This is a genomic window from Azospirillum formosense (assembly GCF_040500525.1).
Lineage (GTDB): Bacteria > Pseudomonadota > Alphaproteobacteria > Azospirillales > Azospirillaceae > Azospirillum > Azospirillum formosense_A.
This window is the reverse complement of record NZ_CP159403.1, coordinates 526,368-547,241: the sequence shown is the minus strand read 5'-3', so window position 1 is coordinate 547,241 and position 20,874 is coordinate 526,368. Positions and strand designations below refer to the sequence as shown.

At 70.6% G+C, this 20,874-nt stretch carries 14 protein-coding genes; 5 read left to right on the top strand and 9 right to left on the bottom strand.

The window, feature by feature from the left end; translation table 11 throughout:
* Nucleotides 1-11 precede the first annotated feature (11 nt).
* From ABVN73_RS15580 to ABVN73_RS15545, 8 genes are all read right to left on the bottom strand, one after another.
* Nucleotides 12-2,891 (bottom strand): response regulator, encoded by a 2,880-nt coding sequence (locus ABVN73_RS15580; RefSeq protein WP_353860547.1) that lies wholly within the window; start codon nucleotides 2,889-2,891, stop codon nucleotides 12-14.
* Between the two features lie 425 nt (nucleotides 2,892-3,316).
* Nucleotides 3,317-4,078, bottom strand: a complete 762-nt coding sequence (locus ABVN73_RS15575) for a hypothetical protein (protein WP_353860546.1) — start codon at nucleotides 4,076-4,078, stop codon at nucleotides 3,317-3,319.
* A gap of 149 nt (nucleotides 4,079-4,227) precedes the next feature.
* Entirely contained in the window at nucleotides 4,228-5,001 is a 774-nt protein-coding gene (locus ABVN73_RS15570; RefSeq protein ID WP_353860545.1) for a hypothetical protein, read from the bottom strand.
* A gap of 21 nt (nucleotides 5,002-5,022) precedes the next feature.
* The gene (locus ABVN73_RS15565; protein WP_353860544.1) at nucleotides 5,023-6,276 is read right to left on the bottom strand and encodes an ATP-grasp domain-containing protein; all 1,254 of its coding nucleotides are present in this window, start codon (nucleotides 6,274-6,276) and stop codon (nucleotides 5,023-5,025) included.
* A complete protein-coding gene (locus tag ABVN73_RS15560) occupies nucleotides 6,273-7,058 on the bottom strand; it encodes a GNAT family N-acetyltransferase (RefSeq protein ID WP_353860543.1) in 786 nt (261 codons plus the stop codon). The genes ABVN73_RS15565 and ABVN73_RS15560 overlap by 4 nt, the downstream gene beginning before the upstream one ends.
* Nucleotide 7,059: 1 nt before the next feature.
* Nucleotides 7,060-8,112 carry an ABC transporter substrate binding protein gene (locus tag ABVN73_RS15555; RefSeq protein ID WP_353860542.1) on the bottom strand — a complete coding sequence of 351 codons (1,053 nt, stop codon included), beginning with the start codon at nucleotides 8,110-8,112 and terminating at the stop codon, nucleotides 7,060-7,062.
* Nucleotides 8,109-10,088, bottom strand: coding sequence for an MFS transporter (locus ABVN73_RS15550; protein WP_353860541.1), 1,980 nt, complete (start codon nucleotides 10,086-10,088; stop codon nucleotides 8,109-8,111). The genes ABVN73_RS15555 and ABVN73_RS15550 overlap by 4 nt, the downstream gene beginning before the upstream one ends.
* Complete coding sequence (locus ABVN73_RS15545) at nucleotides 10,085-10,936, bottom strand: hypothetical protein (RefSeq protein ID WP_353860540.1); 852 nt, start codon at nucleotides 10,934-10,936, stop codon at nucleotides 10,085-10,087. Before ABVN73_RS15545 ends, ABVN73_RS15550 begins: the two co-directional genes overlap by 4 nt.
* A 343-nt stretch (nucleotides 10,937-11,279) precedes the next feature.
* Between ABVN73_RS15545 and ABVN73_RS15540 the strand changes: the two genes are divergently transcribed.
* The 4 genes from ABVN73_RS15540 (at nucleotide 11,280) to topA (ending at nucleotide 17,700) form a co-directional block, all read left to right on the top strand.
* Nucleotides 11,280-12,260: a response regulator transcription factor gene (locus ABVN73_RS15540; protein ID WP_353860539.1), complete on the top strand. Its 981-nt coding sequence runs from the start codon at nucleotides 11,280-11,282 to the stop codon at nucleotides 12,258-12,260.
* 148 nt (nucleotides 12,261-12,408) lie between these two features.
* Nucleotides 12,409-13,590, top strand: a complete 1,182-nt coding sequence (locus ABVN73_RS15535) for a helix-turn-helix domain-containing protein (RefSeq protein ID WP_353860538.1) — start codon at nucleotides 12,409-12,411, stop codon at nucleotides 13,588-13,590.
* A gap of 85 nt (nucleotides 13,591-13,675) precedes the next feature.
* Entirely contained in the window at nucleotides 13,676-14,797 is a 1,122-nt protein-coding gene (gene dprA / locus ABVN73_RS15530) for a DNA-processing protein DprA (protein WP_353860537.1), read from the top strand.
* Between the two features lie 53 nt (nucleotides 14,798-14,850).
* Complete coding sequence (topA, locus tag ABVN73_RS15525; protein WP_353860536.1) at nucleotides 14,851-17,700, top strand: type I DNA topoisomerase; 2,850 nt, start codon at nucleotides 14,851-14,853, stop codon at nucleotides 17,698-17,700.
* 69 nt (nucleotides 17,701-17,769) lie between these two features.
* On the opposite strand, the gene ABVN73_RS15520 is transcribed toward topA, so the two are convergent.
* Nucleotides 17,770-18,441 (bottom strand): TIGR02117 family protein, encoded by a 672-nt coding sequence (locus tag ABVN73_RS15520; protein ID WP_353860535.1) that lies wholly within the window; start codon nucleotides 18,439-18,441, stop codon nucleotides 17,770-17,772.
* Between the two features lie 125 nt (nucleotides 18,442-18,566).
* Here ABVN73_RS15520 and rnr point away from each other — a divergent pair, with 125 nt between their 5' ends.
* On the top strand, nucleotides 18,567-20,852 hold the full coding sequence (gene rnr, locus ABVN73_RS15515; protein WP_353860534.1) for a ribonuclease R: 2,286 nt from the start codon (nucleotides 18,567-18,569) through the stop codon (nucleotides 20,850-20,852).
* Nucleotides 20,853-20,874 lie beyond the last annotated feature (22 nt).

Below are 20,874 nucleotides of genomic sequence, written 5' to 3'. Positions count from 1 at the left end.
CCCTGCCGTCGTCATGTCAGCCCCGCCTCCCCCTTCTCGATGGCACGCAGGGCGGCGTGAAGCCGGTCCCGAAGCGCCGCCGCGTCCCCGTGCATGGAAGCGGTCCCCCCGCTTCCGCTTTCGACGGCCTGCGCCGTCCGCTCCAGCGCCCGCGCGGCGGCGCTCACCTCCGGAAAGCCATAGGTGCCGCCGCTGCCCTTCATGCGGTGGGCCGCGTCGACGACACGCCGGGGCGGCGAGTCCGCGTCATCGAGAACCGCCAGCACGTCCCGGCAGGCCTGGGCGAAGCGCTCCATCAGCCGGGCGCGGTCGGCGCTGGACAGCCCGCCGCCGACGGGCGCCCCGGCGAGCGGCCCCCGCTGGACCGCGACGGACGGGGCCGGCGCGCAGGAGCCGGACGGGGCGTGGCGGGCGAGCGCGTCCTGCAGCGCGTCGGGGTCCACCGGCTTGGCCACCACCTCGTCCACGCCGGCGTCCAGATAGTCCGCCCGATCCTCCGGGGAGCTGTTGGCGGTCACCGCGATCACCGGCACCAGCGCCCGCTCGGCGTCCGGCAACGCGCGGATGCGCCGCGTCACCTCCACCCCGTCGATGCCGGGCAGCCGCATGTCGAGCAGCACGACGTCCATGGCGCGGTTGGCCAGCAACGCCAGGGCCTCTTCGCCGCTGTCCACATAGACGGCGCGGTGGCCGCCGGGCGCCAGAAACTCGCGCAGGATCGCTTGGTTCTCCGGAGCGTCCTCGACCACCAGAATGTCCAGGCTGCCCGGCGCCGGCATGGGGGCGGCGCGGCCAGGCGACGGATCGGCGACGGGAAGCGGGCGTGTCGGCAGCGAGACGGTGAAGAGCGAGCCGCCGCAGGTCCGGCCTTCCAGGCAGACCTCGCCCCCCATCAGGCGGACGAGTCCGTTCACGATGGCGAGACCCAGCCCGGCGCCGTCGCGGCGGTTGCCCCCGAAGCGGGTCCCCTCCAACCGATGGAAGGGCTCGAAGATGATCGCCTGGGCCGCCCGCGGCACGCCGGGTCCGCTGTCCGCCACGGTCAGGCACAGGACGACCGTGCCACTGGCCGTGCCCACCGGCGCCGGCTTCGCGGTCAGCGTCACCTCCACCCCGCCGCGTTCGGTGAATTTCACGGCGTTGCTCAACAGGTTCAGGACGATCTGGCGCAGCCGCAATGGATCGATCCAAAAACGCGCCGCACCCAGCCCGCTGATCGTCAAGGACAGGGAGAGCCCCTTCTCCTCGGCACCCGCGCGCATCAGCGCCACCGCGTCCTCCACCAGGGCGACCACGTCGGTGGGCTGGGGGTGCAACTCCATCCGGCCCGCCTCCAGACGCGACAGGTCGAGGATGGTGTCGAGCATGGAGACGAGATGACGCCCCGCCTCGTCGGCGACGCGGAGCCGCTCGTCGAGCTGGCCGGTCGGTCCTTCGCGGCGGATCACCCGCACCATGCCCAGAACGGCGTTCAGCGGGGTCCGGACCTCGTGGCTGAGGTTGGCGAGGAAGCGCTCCAGCGTCGCGGACTTGTCCGACAGGGCGCGGGTGCGCTCGGCGATCTGGCGTTCCAGCCCTTCGTTGAGCGCGGCCAGCTCCTGCGACAGGCGGCGCTCGTTGAGAAAGGCCGTCTCCACCCGCCGCCCCAGCACCAGCGCGTGGCTGAACAGGAACAGCAGCGCCCCGTAGGGAACGAGGTCGATGCTCTCGAAGAAATGCGCGTACATCAGCGCGTCGTGCACCACCGACCCCAGGAAGGCCAGCGCCCCAGCCCCGAGCAGAAGCGCGCCGGAATGGCGGCGCAGGGCGGCCACGGCGAGGCGCCACGCGAAATACAGGGCCGACAGCACCAGCAGCAGGCTCGCCACGTCGCGCAGGCGGGTGAACTGCGCCGGTTCGGTCACCAGCACCAGGAACACACCCGGCACCGCGACCGCCATCATGGCGCGCCCGACGCCGCGGTGCAGGCATCCGGGGAACAGCTCGTGCAGCAGGTGGAAGTAGATCGGGTAGAACATGTAGATCGGCAGATATTCCAGCCGGTAGGCCCACACCTCCGACACGCCGGGAACGAAGACGCGCAGCAGTTCGCTGGTGCAGATCAGCCGCATGGCGCAGGCCGCCAGCAGCATCACCAGGAACAGCGGCGCCGCCGAGAGGCGGCGGCGCAGGAAGGCGCCGATGAACAGCGCCATCAGGGACAGCGACATCAGCGCCCCGGCGTTGGTCATCAGCTGCCGCTGCCACAGACGCGACAAGCCTCCGTTGGCGTCGAGATAGATCGTGCGCCCGATCCCTCCCTCGAAATGGAAATGGTTGGAAACCTCCACCGCCAGTTCAACCGCCCGCTGGCCGCCATGCAGCGTGACGAAGCGGGAGACGGAGAACGGCTGCTCCTGCGCCGCGGCCAGGGCCGGCACCCCCGCAGCGGCGACCGAGCGGCCGTCCACCCACACCCGCATGGCCGAATTGACCGGCGGCATCTTCAGGGTCAGCGGCGGCATGCCGGGCGGCAACAGGATCCTCAGGCGGAAGGTGGCGGCCCCCATGCCGTCCATCTCCCGACCGTCCGGGCGCTCGACGCCGTTCCAGATCGCCGGCAGGGAGAAGAGCGTCCAGAGCGTTCCGTCCGGCTCCGGCAGCGGGTTCAGGCTTTCCTCGCCGGCCAGACGGTCCCAGGACACCAGCCATTCGCCGTCCAGCGACACCGGCCCGTCGAGGTCGGCGTACCAGCCGCGCAGGTCGAGCACGCCGCGCTCCGCCTGCGGCAGGACGGTCGCCAGGGCCGGAACGGCGTGCAGGAGAACGAGGAACAGAGCCGCGGCCAGCCCGCGGGCGGCACGCGCAAGAATGGCGGTTACGGACGGCATGGCGGCAGGCGGCAGAGGCACCGGGGCACAGTTCCTTCGACAGGCGCAGGGCACGGGCCGCGGCCCGACCCGCAGGTCGACGGGCGCCGGACCAATCCCGTCATGAGTGGTATCGCAAAACGGTTGTTGCGGAAATACCGATGCACCCAGGCATTTAAAGCCAAAACCCCATGACACCGAAACCGGCCACTCAGCGAAGTATAATCAGCCATCTGCGCAACAACGACTCGGAAATTGGTGACATGCGCCACCAATCGTAAATCCTATGGGAAATATGGTTTTTAACCTCCGCAGCGACGACACGGCCTGTATTTGATGTCGTGGACCGATGACAGAGGCTACAACAGTGTTCGCTAATGGAAAGAGCGTCCGGGAGCGCCCGAACATCGGCGAACTCCCGGACGCTCCCACCCGTTGAACCCTGACGGCCGCCGCGCCGGGCGCGGTCAGGCCATGGCCTTCATCTGCTTGTCCATGCGGGCGAGCACGGCCATCACCTCCTTGCAACGGCTCTTCACATCCTCGTCGGTTTCCGGGATGCCGTCCTGGGAGGAGATGTTGCGCCAGTCCTTCAGGAAGGCCTTCAGTTCGGGCATCTTCGGCAATTGGGTGCCGACGCCGCGGATGTCTTCCTTCCAGAGATCCTGGTAGTCGCCGACCGTCTTCGCCGTCTTCAGCTTCTTCGCCAGGGACAGCATGTACTTTTCCAGGATCTCCCGACCCTTGGCACGCACCTTGTCGGCCTTCTCGACGGCGTCCTTCATGCCCTCGTAGTCGTCGACGATCTTGTCGCCGAGCGAGGACTGGTTGAAGGCGACAAAGAGCTGGTCGGCGGCCTTGGCCACCTTCTCCGCGTGGGCGGCGGAATCCTTCGGAATCAGCTTGTTGGACTTGAACTTCTTCGCGGTCGCCTCGGCAAGATCGCGCAGCTTCTGGAGCTGGGTGCGCAGCGGCTCGACCGAGCGCTTGTACTCCGACCGTGCCTCGTCCAGCAGCGAGTCGAGATCGTCCAGCGTCGCGTTGCTGGGAGCGTTCACCGAAACGCTCAGTTTCTTCCAGTCGATGGCGCTGTGCGCCTTGTCCACCGCCTTCATCGCGTCGCCGATGCCGGTCTTGCCGGCGATCTTGGCGATGGCGCCCTTCTTCTTGTCCCAATCCTTCTGGGTCAGGATGTCCGGGATGTCGATGCGCTTCAGGGGACCACCCATGTCTCAGCTCCTCCGCTTAACCAAGCATTCACCCTATCGTCCGGCATGGTAGGAGGCGGGGGCCACCCTCGGAATCGGCGATTGCTCCTCTCCCGCCTCTACCGGAACCGAATGGGTCCAAAACGGCGGCTTCCCGTTCCATCCCTTTCTCAGCGGCCGCCCACCAGCTGCACCACGCCCTTGCAGACGGTGGCGAACTCCTTGATGAGGTCGGTGATCTGGCGGGCGGTGTAGTCGGGCGGCACCCGCATCGGCGGCCCATCGCCGCCCTGCCCGGCCCAGGGGGCGAGCTTGCGGCGGTAGAAGTCCGGATCGGCCCGCAGCCCGTCCAATGCCTTCGCCGCGGCGAGCTGGGTGGCGAGGTCGCGGGCCAGCGCCGGGAACAGCTCGTTGTAGGTCTCCGGCGTCGGCTTGGCGCGCACCTTGGCGACCCCGGCGGCGGCACGGGCGAGCGCGCCGTTGACGTTCGCCTCCCACCGCTTCTGCGCGCGCTCCGCCGTGGCGGCGTCCTTCTCGGCCTGGGCGGCCTGCGCTTTGAAACGGTCGGCGTCCGCGCCGATGGCCGCCTCCAGCTCGGCGAGGTCCTTGGCGAACGCCTTCAGCGCCCGCTCGCAGGCCGCCGCGGCGGCCTTGTCGCCGCGGCCGGCCGCGTCCTCGTCGAGCGCCTTTCCGAGCGCGGCCAGATAGGCCTTGCGCGCCTTCACGGCGTCCTTGCCCGCGGCGGCAAGGTCCTTCGCGGCCTCATCGCCGGCGGTTCCGGCGCGATGCACGGCGTCGCCGGACTTCAGCGCCTTGACCAGCGCCGCGTCGCCGTTCAGCGCGCCCGCAACCGCCTTGGCGTCCTTCGGCCGGTGCTTCGCGGTCGCGGCCTCGAAGCGCTTGCGGGCCGAGGCCCAGCGCTGTTCATAGGGGACATGGGCCATGGCCGCCCGACCGCTCCGACGCTACGCGACGGTCGGCTGGAGACGGTCCTCCAGGGAGCGGATGGCGGTCCAGTCGCGTTCGAACACGGCGCGGTCCGGGTGTGCGAGATAGATCTTCGCCAGCACCTGCGTCAGATCGAGAGTGGGAACCACCGCGTCTCCGACCCGCGGCACGAGGGCGTAGCCGCGCACGCTTTCCATCCCGTCCAGAACGGTAAGGTCCGGCAGCGCCTCCACCCGGCCCGACACCAGAACCGGCAGATAGAGGACCATCGCGTCGGCCAGGAACCGGTAATGGCCGCCGAGCAGCGGCCCGACCGCCGCCGCCCCGTCGAAGGCGTCGACCAGCAGGTCCACCTGATCGTGCCCGGTGCCCGCCGCGATGCCGGTGGTGGAGCCGGCCGGCCCCATGGCGCGCGCCGCGATCTCGACCAGCGCCGGGCCGCGGGCGGTCATCCGCACCTCGGCATGGCCGGCGCCGTCGGTGATCTCCAGCGCGTCGAGCACCCGGCGGATGTAGGCCATCAGGGCCTGCGCCACCGGCTCCTCCGGCGGCAGAAGCCGGTAGTAGTCGTAGACGAAGGGCGACCCGTTCAGCGCCCGCTTGGCCGACAGCAGCACGTCGCAGACATAGTGGCGCCCGCCGCGGCTGACCGTGTTGACGACGTATTCGAGCCCGTCGAGATAGGTCTGCACCAGCACCCGCTCGTTGGCCGAGCCGCAGAAATCGCGGCTGCCCAGGATGGCGTCCACGGCGGCGCGCAGCTGTGCGGGGGTGTCGCAGAAATAGACATGGTCGGTGGAGGCGCTGGCCATCGGCTTCGCCACCACGGGCCAGCCCGCCTGGGCCGCCCACTCCACCGCCTCGGCGGCGCCGGTCGCCATGGTCTGGCGGGCGGTCAGCAGGCCGGCGGCGGCCAGCCGCTCGATCATCATGAACTTGTTGCGGCGCGCGGCGGTGAGCTTCGGGCTGTTTCCCGGCGTGCCCAGGGCGGCACCCAGCGCGTCGGTCAGTTCCACCGCGGACTCGTTGCCCGGCAGCACGAAGGCCGGAACCAGCGGGCGCAGCCGTCCGACCAGCGCGTCCAGATTGCCGTCATGGAGGATGTGCGCCGCGAAGTCGTCGGGCTGGTGGCTGCGCAGCAGCGAGGGGGCGAGGTCCGGGCGGCTCTGCACGGCGACCACCTCGTAGCCGCGCGCACGCAGGCGCGGCGCCAGAAGGATGCCGGTGGAATAGGGATCGACGACGACCGCCGTCTTGCGGGGGCCGCTCATGGCGTGGTCTCCAGCGCGGCGCCCCGCGGCAGCGGTTGGGAAGCCTCCCGCGGCCGCGCGTAGGTGACCAGCGGCACGGGACCGTCCAGCTCCACCGAACGCCCGACCCAGCCGGCCTCGATCACCGCCCGCTGCTCCTCCAGCTCCGGCACGGCGAAGACGCGCTCGCTGCCCGGCACCCACGCGGGCGGCGCCGCCCCCAGGTCGCGGTGCAGCAGGTAGCGCAGCCGACCGCTGGCGTGCATGACCAGCACCCGCCGCACCAGGAAGCCGCCGGCCAGCAGGTTGGACAGGCTGCGCGGGTTGGACAGGGCGACGCGCGAGAACAGGTGCGGCCGCCCGGCCCCCAGCGCGTGGAGTGTGCGCAGCGTCACCAGAAGCCGTTGCAGCCCGTTGCCACGGAAGTCCGGATGGACCATGCAGCTCGCCATGTGGGCGGTGGCGGTCACGGCGGGACGGGCGTGCGGCAGGTCGTCCACGAAGGCCGGCATGCCGGGCAGCGGCAGGCCCAGGATGGCGCAGCCGATCAGCCGCCCCTCGGCCTCCAGCCCCAGCGTCACGCCGCGCTCGCCCAGATGCAACCCGGCGAACTCCGGCGTTTCGGGGAAATAGGCGTCGATGTCCGGCAACTGCCCGAAGATGTAGCCGCGGAACGCCTCCAGCGCGGGCAGGTCGGCGGGGCCGAGGAAGCGGATGCGGTAGGGAACGCAGACCGGCTCGCCGCGCCGGATGCGCAGCATGCCCGCGTGGACCGTCTGTTCGGGGGATGAGAGGACCGTCATGTCAGGCGTCCTGGACGATTTCGGCGATGTTGAGCAGGCGCATCGGCGGGTACAGGTCCAGTTGCTTGGCCGCTCCGATGCGCAGCAGCAGGGAGAAGCGGTTCAGCGTCTCCACCGGGATGGTGTCGGCGGGCTTGGCCCCGGTCAGGATCTCCACCGCCTTCAGCCCGGCGAAGCGCCCGACGTTGACGGCCGGGCTGACCAGGCCCATCAGCAGGTTGGCCCGGCGGATCGGCAATTCGGTCGAGCAGAAGGTGGCCAGCCGGTGGGCCAGCGCCTGCTCCGCCACCACCGCGTTGTTGTTGGAGGCGACCAGCGTGTCCGGCCCGATGTAGACCAGCTCCGCCCCGGCGCGCGCCGCGTCGGCGATCAGGTCGGGGATGGCGGCGGCCTGCGGCGCCCCGGCGGCGTCGCGCGGCAGCGCGGCGTCGTGGATCTCCACCCCCTGGCGGGCGGCCTCCTCCTTCAGGTCGCGCACGGCGACGACCATGTTGTCCTCGGCCGGGTTGTAGACCGCGGCGATCTTCTTCCAGCGCCGGTAGGACAGCATCGTCTTCATCTGCACCGCGACCGGCGCGATGTGCCGGGTGCCGGTGACCGCCCGCCCCGGACGGTCGAGCGCGCGCACGACGCGCGAGGCCACCGGGTCGGTGACCGAGGTGAAGACGACCGGCACGTCGGTCAGGAAGCGCGACGGGTCCGGATCGTCGTAGCGCCCGACCGTTCCCAGGGTCAGCGGCGTGAAGACCGTCACCACCAGATCGGGCTTGGACGCCCGGATCTCCGGCAGCAGCGTCGGCATGGCGGAGGCCTGCGGCACCTCGCGCACCTCCACCGTGGCGGACAGGCCGCTCGACGCGATGAAGTCGCGCAGGCCCAGCACGTCGCCGACATCCTTGCGCGGGGTCAGCACGACGATGCGCGCCGGCTTGGCGGCGGTGAAGGTCCTGGCCGCCGGACCGAAGGAGGATTGCGCGAAGGACGGCGCGGCCCCGGCCAGCAGAGTTCCGGCGCTCAGGGCGCCCGTCAGGACGGTGCGGCGGGACAGGCTCATGCGGGGGTCCTCTGCGGAAGGTCGGCGGCGGGCGGACGCGGGCGGAACAGGGTGCTCAGCAGAAGCTGCACGGCGACGCAGGCCGCCAGCACCGCGCCGATGCCCTTCAGCGCCCCGGCGTAGCCGTAATGGGCCAGGAACAGCCCGGCCAGGAAGGGGGCGATGACGGAGCCCAGCCGCTCGATCAGGCGGAACATGCCGATCACCGTGGTCTCGCCCAGCGCCGCCCGCTCCTTGACGCAGACGTCGGCGAGCATGGCGAGCTGCGGGGCGCCGAGCATGGCGTGCGCCACCCCCAGCAGGGCGACCCCGGCCAGCGCCGTGCCGAGCGAGCCCGGCATCGACAGCACCCAGGCCGCCCCGGCGGCGACCAGCCCGCCCGCCACCAGGAAGCCGATGCGCTGGCCCGAGCGGTCCGACAGCTTCGCCGCCATCGGCGACACCACGATCATCAGCAGCCAGTAGAGCAACAGGACGCGGCCGATCCAGGACTGGCTGACCCCCTGGTCGTCCAGCGCCAGCGGCAGCAGGAAGAACAGAAGCGCCGTCAGCCCCAGCTTTGCCGGGACCGCGCTGAAGACGGCCAGCCCGACGAAGCGCGGGTTGCGCAGGCACAGCACGGCGTCGGCCAGACGCAGGCCGCGGCCGGACTTGGCCTGCGCCGCGCGCACCCGCGGCAGCACCTGCCACGCCATGAAGGCGGCCAGCAGCGCCAGCCCGGCGGAGATCAGGAAGGTCGTGCGGAAGCCCACCTGCCCGGCGATCACGCCGCCGATGGCCGGGCCGCAGACGCCGGCGCTGAGGATGCCGCCGGCGTACATGGCGATGGCCTGGGCGCGCTGCTTGGGGTCGGTCGCGTCGATGACGAAGCCCTGCGCCGCGATGAAGACGCTGGCGTAGCCGACGGCGGTCAGGCAGCGCGCGACGATGAGCTGGATGAGGTCGGTGGCGAGCCCGGAGCCGACGAGGCCGACGAAGGAGAGCAGCGCCCCGCCCAGGAACACCGCCCGCCGCCCGCGCCGTTCCGACACGCTGCCGGCGATCGGCTGGCTGACCGCCCAGAGCAGCATGAACAGGGCGATGGGCGCGCCGATGACCATCTCCATCGACAGGCCGGGCACCGGCTCGAACAGCTGCTTGATGTAGACGGACAGGAAGGTGCGGGTCAGCTCCTCCGCCAGGGAGAAGATGAAGATGGCGAAGCGCAGCTCGACCACCCGCTGCATCATGCCGATCTTGGTCATGGCCGGCTCGGAGGCGGTCATGTCGGCCTTGTGCTGCACGCTGTCCAGCGCCCAGTCGACGGCGCGCGACAGCTCGCCCACCTCGTCGCGGTTGCGCAGGGCGACGCGCACGCCGAGATGCCCGTCGGCGGCCTGCTTCATCACCGCCGTCACCCGGCGCAGCGGCGCCGCGACGGAGGTGCCGACGACCAGCAGCAGGATCTCGACGTTCAGCAGGATGGCGACGATCAGCACGGAACCGAGGTCGAACACCACCTCGTTCATCGCCGAGCGGACATAGCCGGAATCGACGCCGATGTGCAGACGCGCCGCCTCGTTGCCTTCCAGCGCCAGGACGGTGTCGAGGAATTGCGGGGACTCGCCCTCCGGCAGCGGGTCGGCGACGGTCAGGCGGTTGCCCGCCCGCGCCTCCTCGGTTCCGGAAAAGGCGTGGAGGCGCCCGCCGATCTCCAGGGCCAGATACTTGACGTCCGGGTTGGCGGCCAGCGCGTCGGAGAGCAGTTCGTCCACCCCGACCAGCTTGTCCAACTCGAAGCCCAGCGCCACCGCGCGGTCGATCTGCGCCACCACGTAGGAGCCGACGACCTCGGCCTTGCGGGCCAGCTCCGGCTCGATCAGCGGGCGGAACAGCGTGTTGACGTGGTTGGTCTGGACGGCGAGGCTGACCAGCATCAGGACGGACACGACGCCCGTCAGCATCCAGTTCAGGCGGCGGATGAAGGACAGCTTCATGGCGTGACTCCCGCCGGGCGCGCGGATTCCGCCGCCGGGTCGGCGGGCCGGGGATGATCCTCCTCCGCGCCGTGCTGCTGCTGTTCCAGGATGCGGTCGGCGAAATCCTTCAGGCCGGGGGCGAAGGCCGCCAGCTCCGGGGTCAGGCTGGGCGGCTCGCCCATGCCCAGCATGTTGATGCTGGCGGTCATCTCGCGCAGCCGCCGCTGGATCGGGCGCAGCAGCAGCCAGACCGCGACCATGGTGACCAGCAGCCCGGTCAGCAGGTTGATGCCGCCGGACAGCAGCAGGTCCGGGATGGTGCCGCGGATGCCCGCCTGCACCTCGCCCAGCGAATAGGTCAGGGCGACGCCGCCGGCCACGCCGCCGAAGGCGTTGCGGATGCCGAGCAGAAGCGCTTGGCTGTCGCCATCGGCGACGGCGGCCACGCGGTCGGACTTGCCGTCGCGCGCGAAGGCCCCCTTCCAACCGGCGGGAATCGTCCCGACCGGTCCGCCGTGTCCCGCCCCCCGGCCCGCCGCCGCCAGAACCTCGCCCGTGTCGGTAAACAGAACCAGCCCGGTGATGCGGTCGTCCCGCGCCATTGCGCGCTGGATCAGCGCGTCGAGGTTGCGCAGAGCCGTGATGGACACGCCGAGGCTGACGGCGCCCTCGACCTCGCCCGCCAGCCCGCGCAGGGCGACGGTGAAGCGGGACGCCACGGTGTCCTCCACCATGCGCTCCATCTTCAGGTAGGAGAGCGCGGCCGTGGAGAGCAGCGCGAAGCAGAGCGCCACCTGCAGCAGCAAAATGATCTTCGTCGTCAGGGTCAGGCGCATGGGTCCGGTGCCGGCAAGGGGTGCGGTCACCTTACGCGCATCGCCCGCGCCGCCGTTTCCGAGACGGGTCCAGTCTGGAGAAGACCCCGGCGACATGGCTCCGCTCCGGCCCGACCGCTCCGGACCTGATGCTTTGCCTGACGCACTGCAACCATGAGGCGCTTTTTGCCGATCCAGCCGTACAAAACGAAGAACAAAGAGCGCGCCAATCCGGCTGGACTATACCGTTTCGCCTAACCCATCGAAATTTTGCGGAATTTTGAGACATTTTTTGATCGCTCTATTTTGGACCATGATTGCATCCATGATGGTTTGCTTTGCGTGGTAATCCATAAGCACAGCATTCCATGCACCCAACGGGGGAAGGGCTTCGATGCGGATCGAGTTGGAGCGACCCTTGGCGTGGCCGGTGCGCCCGGTCCAGACCAGCGCCGGCCTTCATGTTTCGGCGACGTCCATTCTGATCGCCTGCGCCGACCGCGCGCTCGGCATCGGCATGCACGACGCCTTCGAACGCAACGGCCACCGCATCCATGTGACCCACGATCCCATCGCGGCGCTCGACACGCTGGAGGCGGACGGCAGCATCGGCATCGTGGCGGTGGAACTGGCCCTGCCCCACTTCGACGGGCTGGCGCTGGTCGAGCGGATGCGCAAAAGCGTGCGGCGGCATCTCCAGGTCATCGTCGTCGCGCCCAACGCCACCGCGGCCGACGTCGTCCGCGCCATGCATCTGCGCGCGGCGGACTTCATCAGCGACCCGCAGGACGGCAGCCAGCTCCACGGCGCGCTCGCCCGGGCGCTGGCCGCCCATCAGGCGGCGGCCCCGCTGCCCGCCCCGCCCCAGCCCGCCGGCAGCGGTGAGTTGCATGGGGCGCTGGAGGACGCCTACCGCCACGGCCTCGCCCTCATCGAAGCGGTGAAGGCGCTGCGCGAGGCGCAGCCGAAGCCGGCCGCTCCGGTCGCCACCCCCGCCGCTCCCGCCGTCCCAGCGCCCATCCCCGCGGCGGCCGGGGAGAACCGGCGCCTAGCGGTGTTGCGGACGCTCCAGCAATCCCGCGTCGCCCGCGACAAGTACTTCCCCAAGGGCCTGTTCGAGGACCCCTGCTGGGACATGCTGCTGGACCTGATGGCCAACCATCTGCGCGGGCGGCGGATTTCCGTGTCGTCTCTGTGCATGGCCTCCGGCGTGGCCCAGACCACGGCGCTGCGGCGGATCAGCGAACTGCACGACCGCGGGCTGGTGCGCCGGATCGCCGACGAGAAGGACGGCCGCCGCGTCTTCATCGAACTGACCGAGCAGGGCATCGCCGCCCTGTCCGGCTATGTCGAGCACATCCAGGATCTGACCTGACCGGGCCGGATCGGCGCGAATTGGCCCGGTCCGGCGGGTTTCCCACCCAGACTGCTTCAACCGGGACCTGTCCCGGATCGACAGCGTGCCCTGAAAGCGGCGAGCATCGCGGCAAGGAACGCCCTGCGCGCAGGACGGCGGAGACCCGATGGCCGACCAGAAACTGAAGGATGTGATCGTCGTCGCGACCCCGACGGAGGGGATCGGTCCGACATCCTCCCTGCCCATGCGGCCGGCATCGCCCAGCGAGGAGCCCGACCGTCAACGCATGGCCGAACGGCTGCGCGCCCAGGGCTGGAGCTACCGCCGCATCGCGGAGGAGCTTCAGGTGTCCTACATCCTCGTCTCGCGCTGGCTGGGCGGCGACGGCGCCACGCTCGGCGGTCCGCGCACGCCGCCGGCCGCCGCACCCCCTCCGCCGCCGCCCGCGCCCGGCGGGACGCGGACGGCCAAGGCGACCAAGGCCGCGAAGGCGGCCGCCAGCGCCGCGGCGGCCAACGCCGACGAGGACGTCCTGGCGATCCAGTTCCGTGCGTTCGAACAGTATGTGCGCGAGGTCATCGACACGCTCGAGACGCGGCACGAGGCGCTGCTCCAGCGCCAGGAGGACTTGATCCAGGCGCTGGACACCGAGCGCGCCGCCGCGCGGGCGCGGGAGGAGGAGCTGCTCGCCACCCTCGACCAGGAGCGCCAGCGCTGGAGCGAGGCCGAGGATCGCTTCCGCGAGGAGTTGGAGCGCTTCAAGGGAGAGATGCGCCGCAGCCAGGCGACGGCGGGCGCCGCCGCCGTGGCGGCAACGGCCCTCGGTGCCGCTTCCGATGACGACGAGAGCGACGACGGGGAGTCCTCCGATTTCTCCGCCTTCAGCTTCGACGACGATGAGGAGGACGACGGCGACAAGGCCAAGGACGACGGTGAGGCGGGCGGTGACGACGCCGACGCCTTCAGCTTCGATGATGACGAGGACGACGGCGATCCCTTCAGCTTCGACAGCGACGACACGGAGGAGACGGGCAAGGACGAGGCGTCCAAAGCCACCGCTTCGGCCGACGATACCGAAGACTCCGATCCCTTCAGCTTCGACGATGACGATGCGGAGGAAACGCTCGGGGAGTCCCCCGCGCAACCGGACGAGGAACCGGACGGCGACCCGTTCTCCTTCGACACGGACGACGAGCCGGACGAGCCCAAGGCCGATAGCGCGAAAGCCGATGCCGCGAAGGCAGATGCTGAAGACGATCCCTTCTCCTTCGACGACGAGCCGGAGCCGGAGCCCGAACCCGAGGCTCCGCCGAAGAAGAAAGGCCTCTTCGGCTTCTGGCGCAAATGACGGCCGCGCCGCGGGCCTGAGACGGCGGGCCGCGCACACGTTTGCGTGTTGATCGCCCCGCGTTTCCGGTTGTATGAAATGGCGTATGATTCAACCGCGCCGCCCCCTGTCCGCCGCCGAACGGTTCGACTGGCTCCGCCTGATCCGGTCGGAGAATGTCGGGCCGATCACCTTCCACCGCCTGCTGGAACGGTTCGGCAGCGCCGGAGCCGCCCTGGAGGCGTTGCCCGACCTCGCCAGGCGCGGTGGGCGGACCAAGCCGCTGCGCATCGCCCCGAAGGCGGACATCGACCGCGAACTGGCCGCCAACGAGCGTGTCGGCGCCTGCCTGCTCTTCTCCTGCGAGCCCGACTATCCGGAGCCCCTGGCGGCGCTGGACGACGCGCCCCCGGTGGTGTCGGTCCTCGGCCACCCGCACCTGCTGCGGCGGCGCGCGGTGGCCCTGGTCGGGGCGCGCAATGCCTCGATGAACGGCAAGAAGTTCGCCGAACGGCTGGCGCGGGATCTGGGCGAGGCCGGCCTTCTGGTCGTTTCCGGCATGGCGCGGGGGATCGACACGGCGGCCCACGCCGGAGCGCTCGGCAGCGGAACGGCGGCGGTGGTGGCGGGCGGCGCCGACGTCGTCTACCCGCCGGAGAACGACAAGCTCTACCGCGACATAGTGCAGCAGGGCGTGGTGATCGCGGAAAGCCCGGTCGGCACCACCCCGCAGGCCCGCCATTTCCCGCGCCGCAACCGGCTGATCTCCGGCCTCTCGCTGGGGGTTCTGGTGGTGGAGGCGGCGCTGCGCTCCGGCTCCCTGATCACCGCGCGCATGGCCTTGGAACAGGGGCGCGAGGTGATGGCCGTTCCCGGCTCCCCGCTCGATCCGCGCTGCCAGGGAACCAACAATCTGCTGCGTCAGGGGGCGGCCTTGGTGGAAGGGGTGGAGGACGTGGTGCGGGCGCTTGAAAACCTGTCACCACCGGTCCTGCGGGAGCACCAGGGGGACCTGTTCGCCCAAGCCCGCCCCACCCCGCCATCCGATTCGGAGCTGGAAACGGCGCGCGCCGTCATCCTGGAAAACCTCGGCCACACGCCGGTTGCCATTGACGAACTCGTCCGCGGGTGCCAATTGTCCGCTCCGGTGGTGTTGACCGTGGTGCTGGAACTTGAGCTTGCGGGCCGTGTCCAGCGCCAGCCGGGGAACCAGGTGAACCTGATCTGATCCCGATCCGCACCGCCAGCGTTTGGTAAAGGCACTTTCAGGGGCGCGGACTCTTGCCGGGCAGCAACGTCGTCATCGTCGAATCGCCGGCCAAGGCGAAAACGATCAACAAATACCTTGGCTCGGACTACACCGTGGTGGCCAGCTTCGGCCATGTGCGCGACCTTCCGGCGCGCGACGGATCGGTGCGTCCGGACGAGGACTTCGCCATGGACTGGGAGCTGGGCGACCGCTCCAAGCGCCACATCGACGAGATCGCCAAGGCGGTCAAAGGGGCCGAACGCGTCTATCTCGCCACCGACCCGGATCGCGAAGGGGAAGCCATCGCCTGGCATCTGTCGGAGCTGCTGCGTGAAAAGCGGCTGATCGACGATTCCAAGGTCCAGCGCATCACCTTCAACGAGATCACCAAGACCGCCGTCCAGGCCGCGCTGGAGGCCCCGCGCGACGTCTCGCGCGAGCTGGTGGACGCCTATCTGGCCCGCCGCGCCCTCGACTATCTGGTCGGCTTCACCCTTTCGCCGGTGCTGTGGCGCAAGCTGCCGGGCTCCCGCTCGGCGGGCCGCGTTCAGTCGGTGGCGCTGCGCCTGATCTGCGAGCGCGAGTCGGAGATCGAGGTCTTCAAGCCGCAAGAATACTGGACCATCGAGGTGGGCTTCGCCACGCCGGGCGGCGCCTCCTTCACGGCCCAGCTCACCCAGCTCGACGGCAAGCGGCTCGACAAGTTCGCCCTGCCCGCCCGCGAGGCGGCGGAGGCCGCGGTGGCGCGCATCAGCCCGCAGTCCTTCTCGGTCGCGACGGTGGAGCGCAAGCAGAGCCGCCGCAACCCCTCCCCGCCCTTCACCACCTCGACCCTGCAGCAGGAGGCCTCGCGCAAGCTGGGCTTCGGCGCCACCCGCACCATGCGCACCGCGCAGCGGCTGTACGAGGGCGTGGACATCGGCGGCGAGACAGTCGGCCTGATCACCTACATGCGAACCGACGGCGTCAGCCTGTCGCAGGAGGCCATCGACGGCGCCCGCAACCTGATCGGCTCCCATTGGGGCGAGCGCTACGTTCCGGCCCAGCCGCGCGTCTACAAGACCGCCGCCAAGAACGCCCAGGAAGCGCACGAGGCCATCCGCCCGACCGACCTGTTCCGCCGTCCGGAGGAGGTCGCCTCCTATCTGGAAGGCGACGAGCTGCGGCTGTACGAGCTGATCTGGAAGCGCACGCTGGCGAGCCAGATGGAAAGCGCGGTGCTGGACCAGGTGGCGGTGGACATCGCCTCGCCGTCCAGGGACGTCGTGCTGCGGGCCACCGGCTCGGTCGTCGTGTTCGATGGCTTCCTCAAGGTCTACCAGGAGGACCGCGACGACGGCGCCGCCGACGACGACCAGGAGCGCCGCCTGCCCGCCATGGAGCAGGGCGACGCCCTCGCCCGCGGCGAGATCAGCCCGGAGCAGCACTTCACCCAGCCGCCGCCCCGCTACACCGAGGCGAGCCTCGTCAAGAAGCTGGAGGAGCTGGGCATCGGACGCCCGTCCACCTACGCCTCCATCCTGCAGGTGCTTCAGGACCGCAACTACGTCCGTCTGGACAAGCGGCGCTTCATCCCGGAAGACCGCGGGCGTCTGGTCACCGCCTTCCTGAAGAACTTCTTCAACCGGTACGTCGAGTATAACTTCACCGCCGACCTGGAGAACAAGCTCGACGAGATCTCCGACGGGCGGATCGACTGGAAGACCGTGCTGCGCGACTTCTGGCGTGCCTTCCACGTCGCGGTGGACGGGACGAAGGACCTGACCATCACCCAGGTGCTGACCACGCTGGACGAGGAGCTGGGGCCGCACTTCTTCCCGACCAACGCCAACAGCGACACGCCGGGCCACGACCCGCGCGTCTGCCCGGTGTGCAGCCAGGGCCGGCTCGGCCTGAAGCTGGGCAAGATGGGCGCCTTCATCGGCTGCTCGCGCTACCCGGAATGCCGCTACACCCGCCCGCTCGCCGTCGCCAACGATGAGAACGGCGAGGCGCAGGAAGGCCCGCGCGAGCTGGGCAACGACCCGGAGACCAGCCTGCCGGTGACCGTGCGGCGCGGCCCCTACGGCGCCTACATCCAGCTCGGCCCGCCCCCGGTGGCCGCCGCGCCGGCCGAGGCCGTCGTGGAGGAAGCGCCGGTCGACGGCAAGAAGACCAAGGGCAAGAAGAAGGTCAAGGTCGAGGCGCCGAAGCCCAAGCGCGTCTCCCTGCCCAAGGGCATGGCCGCCGCCGACGTGGACCTCGACACGGCGCTGAAGCTGCTCGCCCTGCCGCGCAGCATCGGCAACCACCCGGAGACGGGCGAGGACATCAGCGCCGGCATCGGCCGCTTCGGCCCCTACCTGAAGCACGGCAGCGTCTACAAGTCGCTGACGCCGGACGACGACGTTCTGACCATCGGCATCAATCGCGCGGTCGACCTGCTGGCCGGCGCCGCCAAGAAGGCATCGGCCCCCGCCAAGACGCTGGGCGACCATCCGAAGACCGGCAAGCCGGTCACCACCGGCGCGGGCCGCTTCGGTCCCTACGTCAAGCACGGTTCCGTCTACGCCTCCATCCCCAAGGGCACGGAACCGGACAGCGTGACGCTGGAGCAGGCGCTGGAGCTTCTGGAGGCCAAGGCCGCGAAGGACGCCGCCAAGAAGGGCAAGGCCCCGAAGGACGCTGAACCCGCCGCCGCGGACGGCGCCGAGGCCCCCGCCAAGGCCGCGAAGCCGACCAAGGCCAAGGCGGCCACCGCAAAGAAGGAACCGGCGAAGAAGGACGCGGCGAAAAAGGCTGCTCCGACGAAGGCGGCCACCAAGAAGACCGACTCCGCCGAGGCGGACGCCGACAAGACCGGCGCCGGCGAAGAAAAGCCCGCCGCCCGCAAGCGGGCCTGATCTCTCCTCATCATCGGCAACGCTGTCTTAACCCTCTCCCCTCCGGGGAGAGGAGATCACAGCCACTCCCTACCGCACCCAGCGCATGACGCCGCTTTCGAACGGCGTCCAGGCGCCCACGGTCACCCCGGCGGCGCGCAGGGCCTTGCCGGTCCATTCGTTGCAGGTCTCGAACGGGCTGTAATGGCCGACCGCCTCGTAGAAGAGGTCGGTCGCGCCGTAGCCGCTGCCCGGCAGGGGCATCACCCGCCCCGCCGCGTCGCGGCGGAAGCTGCCGCGCACGAAGGCCGCCAGGGCAACGTACTGCTCCGGGCCCAGCGCCACCACACCGCAATCCGGGCTTCCTTCCGGGCGGTGCAGCGCGTAGACGTGCATCACCGAAGGGCCGCGGCCGAACAGGGCGGACAGCGCCGTGGACAGCCGCAGGTCCGACCATCGGCGGGTTTCCAGGTAGAAGGCGCGGTCGCCCCAGCCGAAGGAGCGATGGCTCATCCCGGGGCCGGCGCCGGGAAAATCGCCACCCGGCAGGTCGATGGTCCAGTCCACGGTTTCCGTGACGGCGGGAAGCACCAGATCGGTGTGGACCCCGTTGGTGCAGACGAAGACCTCCACCCCCTCCCCCGCCTCGGGCTGCCCGTCCACGGCGAGGCGGGACAGCGCGGCGGCGGCGAACAGATAGGCCCCGGCCGCGAGCGCCGGAACGGCCAACGCCGGCAACACCCCGTTCCGCAATATCCTCATGGATGCGCCCCCGCCACGCCCGGCACGGTTCTGGCGCGTCTTTGTGGCGGAGCCATGGCGCGGCGGTTGGATTCGCCGCGCCCAGGGCTTACTTAAGCGATCCACTCTCCACGGCACGGATTCCCTTGACCGACACCTCCCGCCGCTCCGGCAGCTTCCCCGACAAGGACACGGTCCTCTCCTTCATCCGCAACAGCGCGACTCCGGTCGGCAAGCGCGAGATCGCGCGCGCCTTCAAGCTGTCGGGCAGCGACGACCGCGAGAGGCTGAAGGAGTTGCTGAAGGAGCTGGAGGCCGACGGCGCCGTCGAGCGCGGGCGCAACAAGCGCGTCGCCCCGCCGCAATCGCTGCCGGAGGTCGCCGTGCTGGAGGTCACCGGCGCCGATGCGGACGGCGAGGTCACCGCCCGCCCGGTCACCTGGACCGGCGAGGGCAACCCGCCACGCATCTTCCTGATGCCGGAGAGGAAGGGCCACCCGGCGCTGGGAACGGGCGACCGCGTGCTGGCGAAGCTCAGCCGCGTCAACGACCGGCTCTACGAGGCCCGCACCATCCGCCGGCTCGACGGTACGGTGGGGCGCGTTCTCGGCGTCTATCACCCCGCGGCGGACGGCGGGCGCATCGTCCCCACCGACAAGCGCAACAAGACCGAGCTGCTGGTCCTCCCGGCCAACCGCAACGACGCCGAGCCGGGCGAACTGGTGCTGGCCGACCTGCTGCCCGCCGCCCGGATGGGCTTGCCGCAGGCCCGCGTCGCGGAGCGGCTGGGCCACACGGCGGAGCCGCGCGCCGTCAGCCTGATCGCCATCCACACCCACGGGCTGCCCACGGACTTCCCGCCCGCCGCCCTGCGCGAGGCGTCGCACGCCGCCGTGCCCTCCCTGACCGGACGGACGGACCTGCGCGATCTGCCGCTGGTGACCATCGACGGCGCCGACGCCCGCGACTTCGACGACGCGGTGTGGGCGGAGCCGGATCCCGATCCGGCCAACAAGGGCGGTTGGCACCTGCTGGTCGCCATCGCCGACGTGGCCTTCTACGTCCGCCCGAACTCGGCGCTGGACCGGGCGGCCTACGAGCGCGGCAATTCCGTCTATTTCCCCGACCGCGTCGTGCCGATGCTGCCGGAGGCGCTGTCCAACGACCTCTGCTCGCTGCGCCCGCAGGAGGACCGCGCCTGCGTCGCGGCGCATCTGTGGATCGACCGCCACGGCGCGCTGCTGCGGCACCGCTTCGTGCGCGGCCTGATGCGCTCCGCCGCGCGGTTGACCTACGAGCAGGTGCAGGCGGCCCGCGACGGCGCCCCGGACGAGGCGACGGCGCCGCTGCTGGAGACGGTCATCGCTCCGCTCTACGGCGCCTACGCCCGCCTGTGGGCGGCCCGGCAGCGCCGCGGCACGCTGGAACTCGACCTTCCGGAACGGCGCGTCCGGCTGGACGAGCGCGGGCGGGTGGCGGAGATCGCGCCGCGCGAGCGCCTCGACAGCCACCGGCTGATCGAGGAGTTCATGATCTGCGCCAACGTCGCGGCGGCCGACAGCCTGGAGCGGGCGGGCATGCCCGGCCTGTTCCGCGTGCACGACCAGCCGTCGCTCGACAAGCAGGAGACGCTGCGGGAATTCCTCACCGGCATCGGCTATACGCTGCCGCGGGTGCCCCGGCTGTCCCCGGCCCATTTCACCGCGCTCCTCGACCGCGCCGCCGGAACGACGGAGTCGCAGCTGGTCAGCGAGGTGATCCTGCGCAGCCAGTCGCAGGCCGAATACAGCCCGGAGAACATCGGCCATTTCGGCCTGTCGCTCGACCGCTACGCCCATTTCACCTCGCCGATCCGCCGCTACGCCGACCTGATCGTCCATCGCGCGCTGATCCGCGCGCACGGGCTGGGGCCGGGCGGGCTGGACGACGCGGCCATGGCCGGGCTGACCGACATCGGCGAACACATCTCGATGACCGAGCGCCGCGCCGCCACCGCCGAGCGCGACGCCATCGACCGCTTCACCGCCGCCTTCCTCGCCGACCGCGTGGGCGCCCTGTTCACCGGGCGGATTTCCGGCGTCACCCGCTTCGGTCTGTTCATCCGGCTGGACGAGAACGGGGCCGACGGGCTGATCCCCGCCAGCACCCTGCCCGACGACCAGTACGAGCATGACGAGCGCGCCCACGCCCTGGTCGGCCAGCGCACCGGGCGCCGCTACCGGCTGGGCTCCGCGGTCAAGGTGGTTCTGGTCGAGGCCGACCCGCTGACCGGCAGCACCCTGTTCGCCCTGCCCCGCGCCGAGGACGGTCCCACCGGGGATTTCGTTGGCGGCACCGATCATCCGTTGCAATCCGGCCACCCTGGTCACCCCCCGCGAAGCCCCCGTTTCGCGGGCCGCACAACCCAAAAGCAACGGAAGCGTGGCCGCTGAGTCACAGTGGTGGACATTCCAC

Excerpts from the sequence above, each read along its gene's own strand:
- ABVN73_RS15570 (WP_353860545.1), bottom strand. The coding sequence starts at position 5,001 with ATGGCCCATGTCCCCTATGAACAGCGCTGGGCCTCGGCCCGCAAGCGC.
- ABVN73_RS15560 (WP_353860543.1), bottom strand. The coding sequence starts at position 7,058 with ATGACGGTCCTCTCATCCCCCGAACAGACGGTCCACGCGGGCATGCTG.
- ABVN73_RS15575 (WP_353860546.1), bottom strand. The coding sequence starts at position 4,078 with ATGGGTGGTCCCCTGAAGCGCATCGACATCCCGGACATCCTGACCCAG.
- dprA (WP_353860537.1), top strand. The coding sequence starts at position 13,676 with ATGATTCAACCGCGCCGCCCCCTGTCCGCCGCCGAACGGTTCGACTGG.
- ABVN73_RS15565 (WP_353860544.1), bottom strand. The coding sequence starts at position 6,276 with ATGAGCGGCCCCCGCAAGACGGCGGTCGTCGTCGATCCCTATTCCACC.
- ABVN73_RS15520 (WP_353860535.1), bottom strand. The coding sequence starts at position 18,441 with ATGAGGATATTGCGGAACGGGGTGTTGCCGGCGTTGGCCGTTCCGGCG.
- ABVN73_RS15535 (WP_353860538.1), top strand. The coding sequence starts at position 12,409 with ATGGCCGACCAGAAACTGAAGGATGTGATCGTCGTCGCGACCCCGACG.
- ABVN73_RS15550 (WP_353860541.1), bottom strand. The coding sequence starts at position 10,088 with ATGAAGCTGTCCTTCATCCGCCGCCTGAACTGGATGCTGACGGGCGTC.
- ABVN73_RS15555 (WP_353860542.1), bottom strand. The coding sequence starts at position 8,112 with ATGAGCCTGTCCCGCCGCACCGTCCTGACGGGCGCCCTGAGCGCCGGA.
- ABVN73_RS15540 (WP_353860539.1), top strand. The coding sequence starts at position 11,280 with ATGCGGATCGAGTTGGAGCGACCCTTGGCGTGGCCGGTGCGCCCGGTC.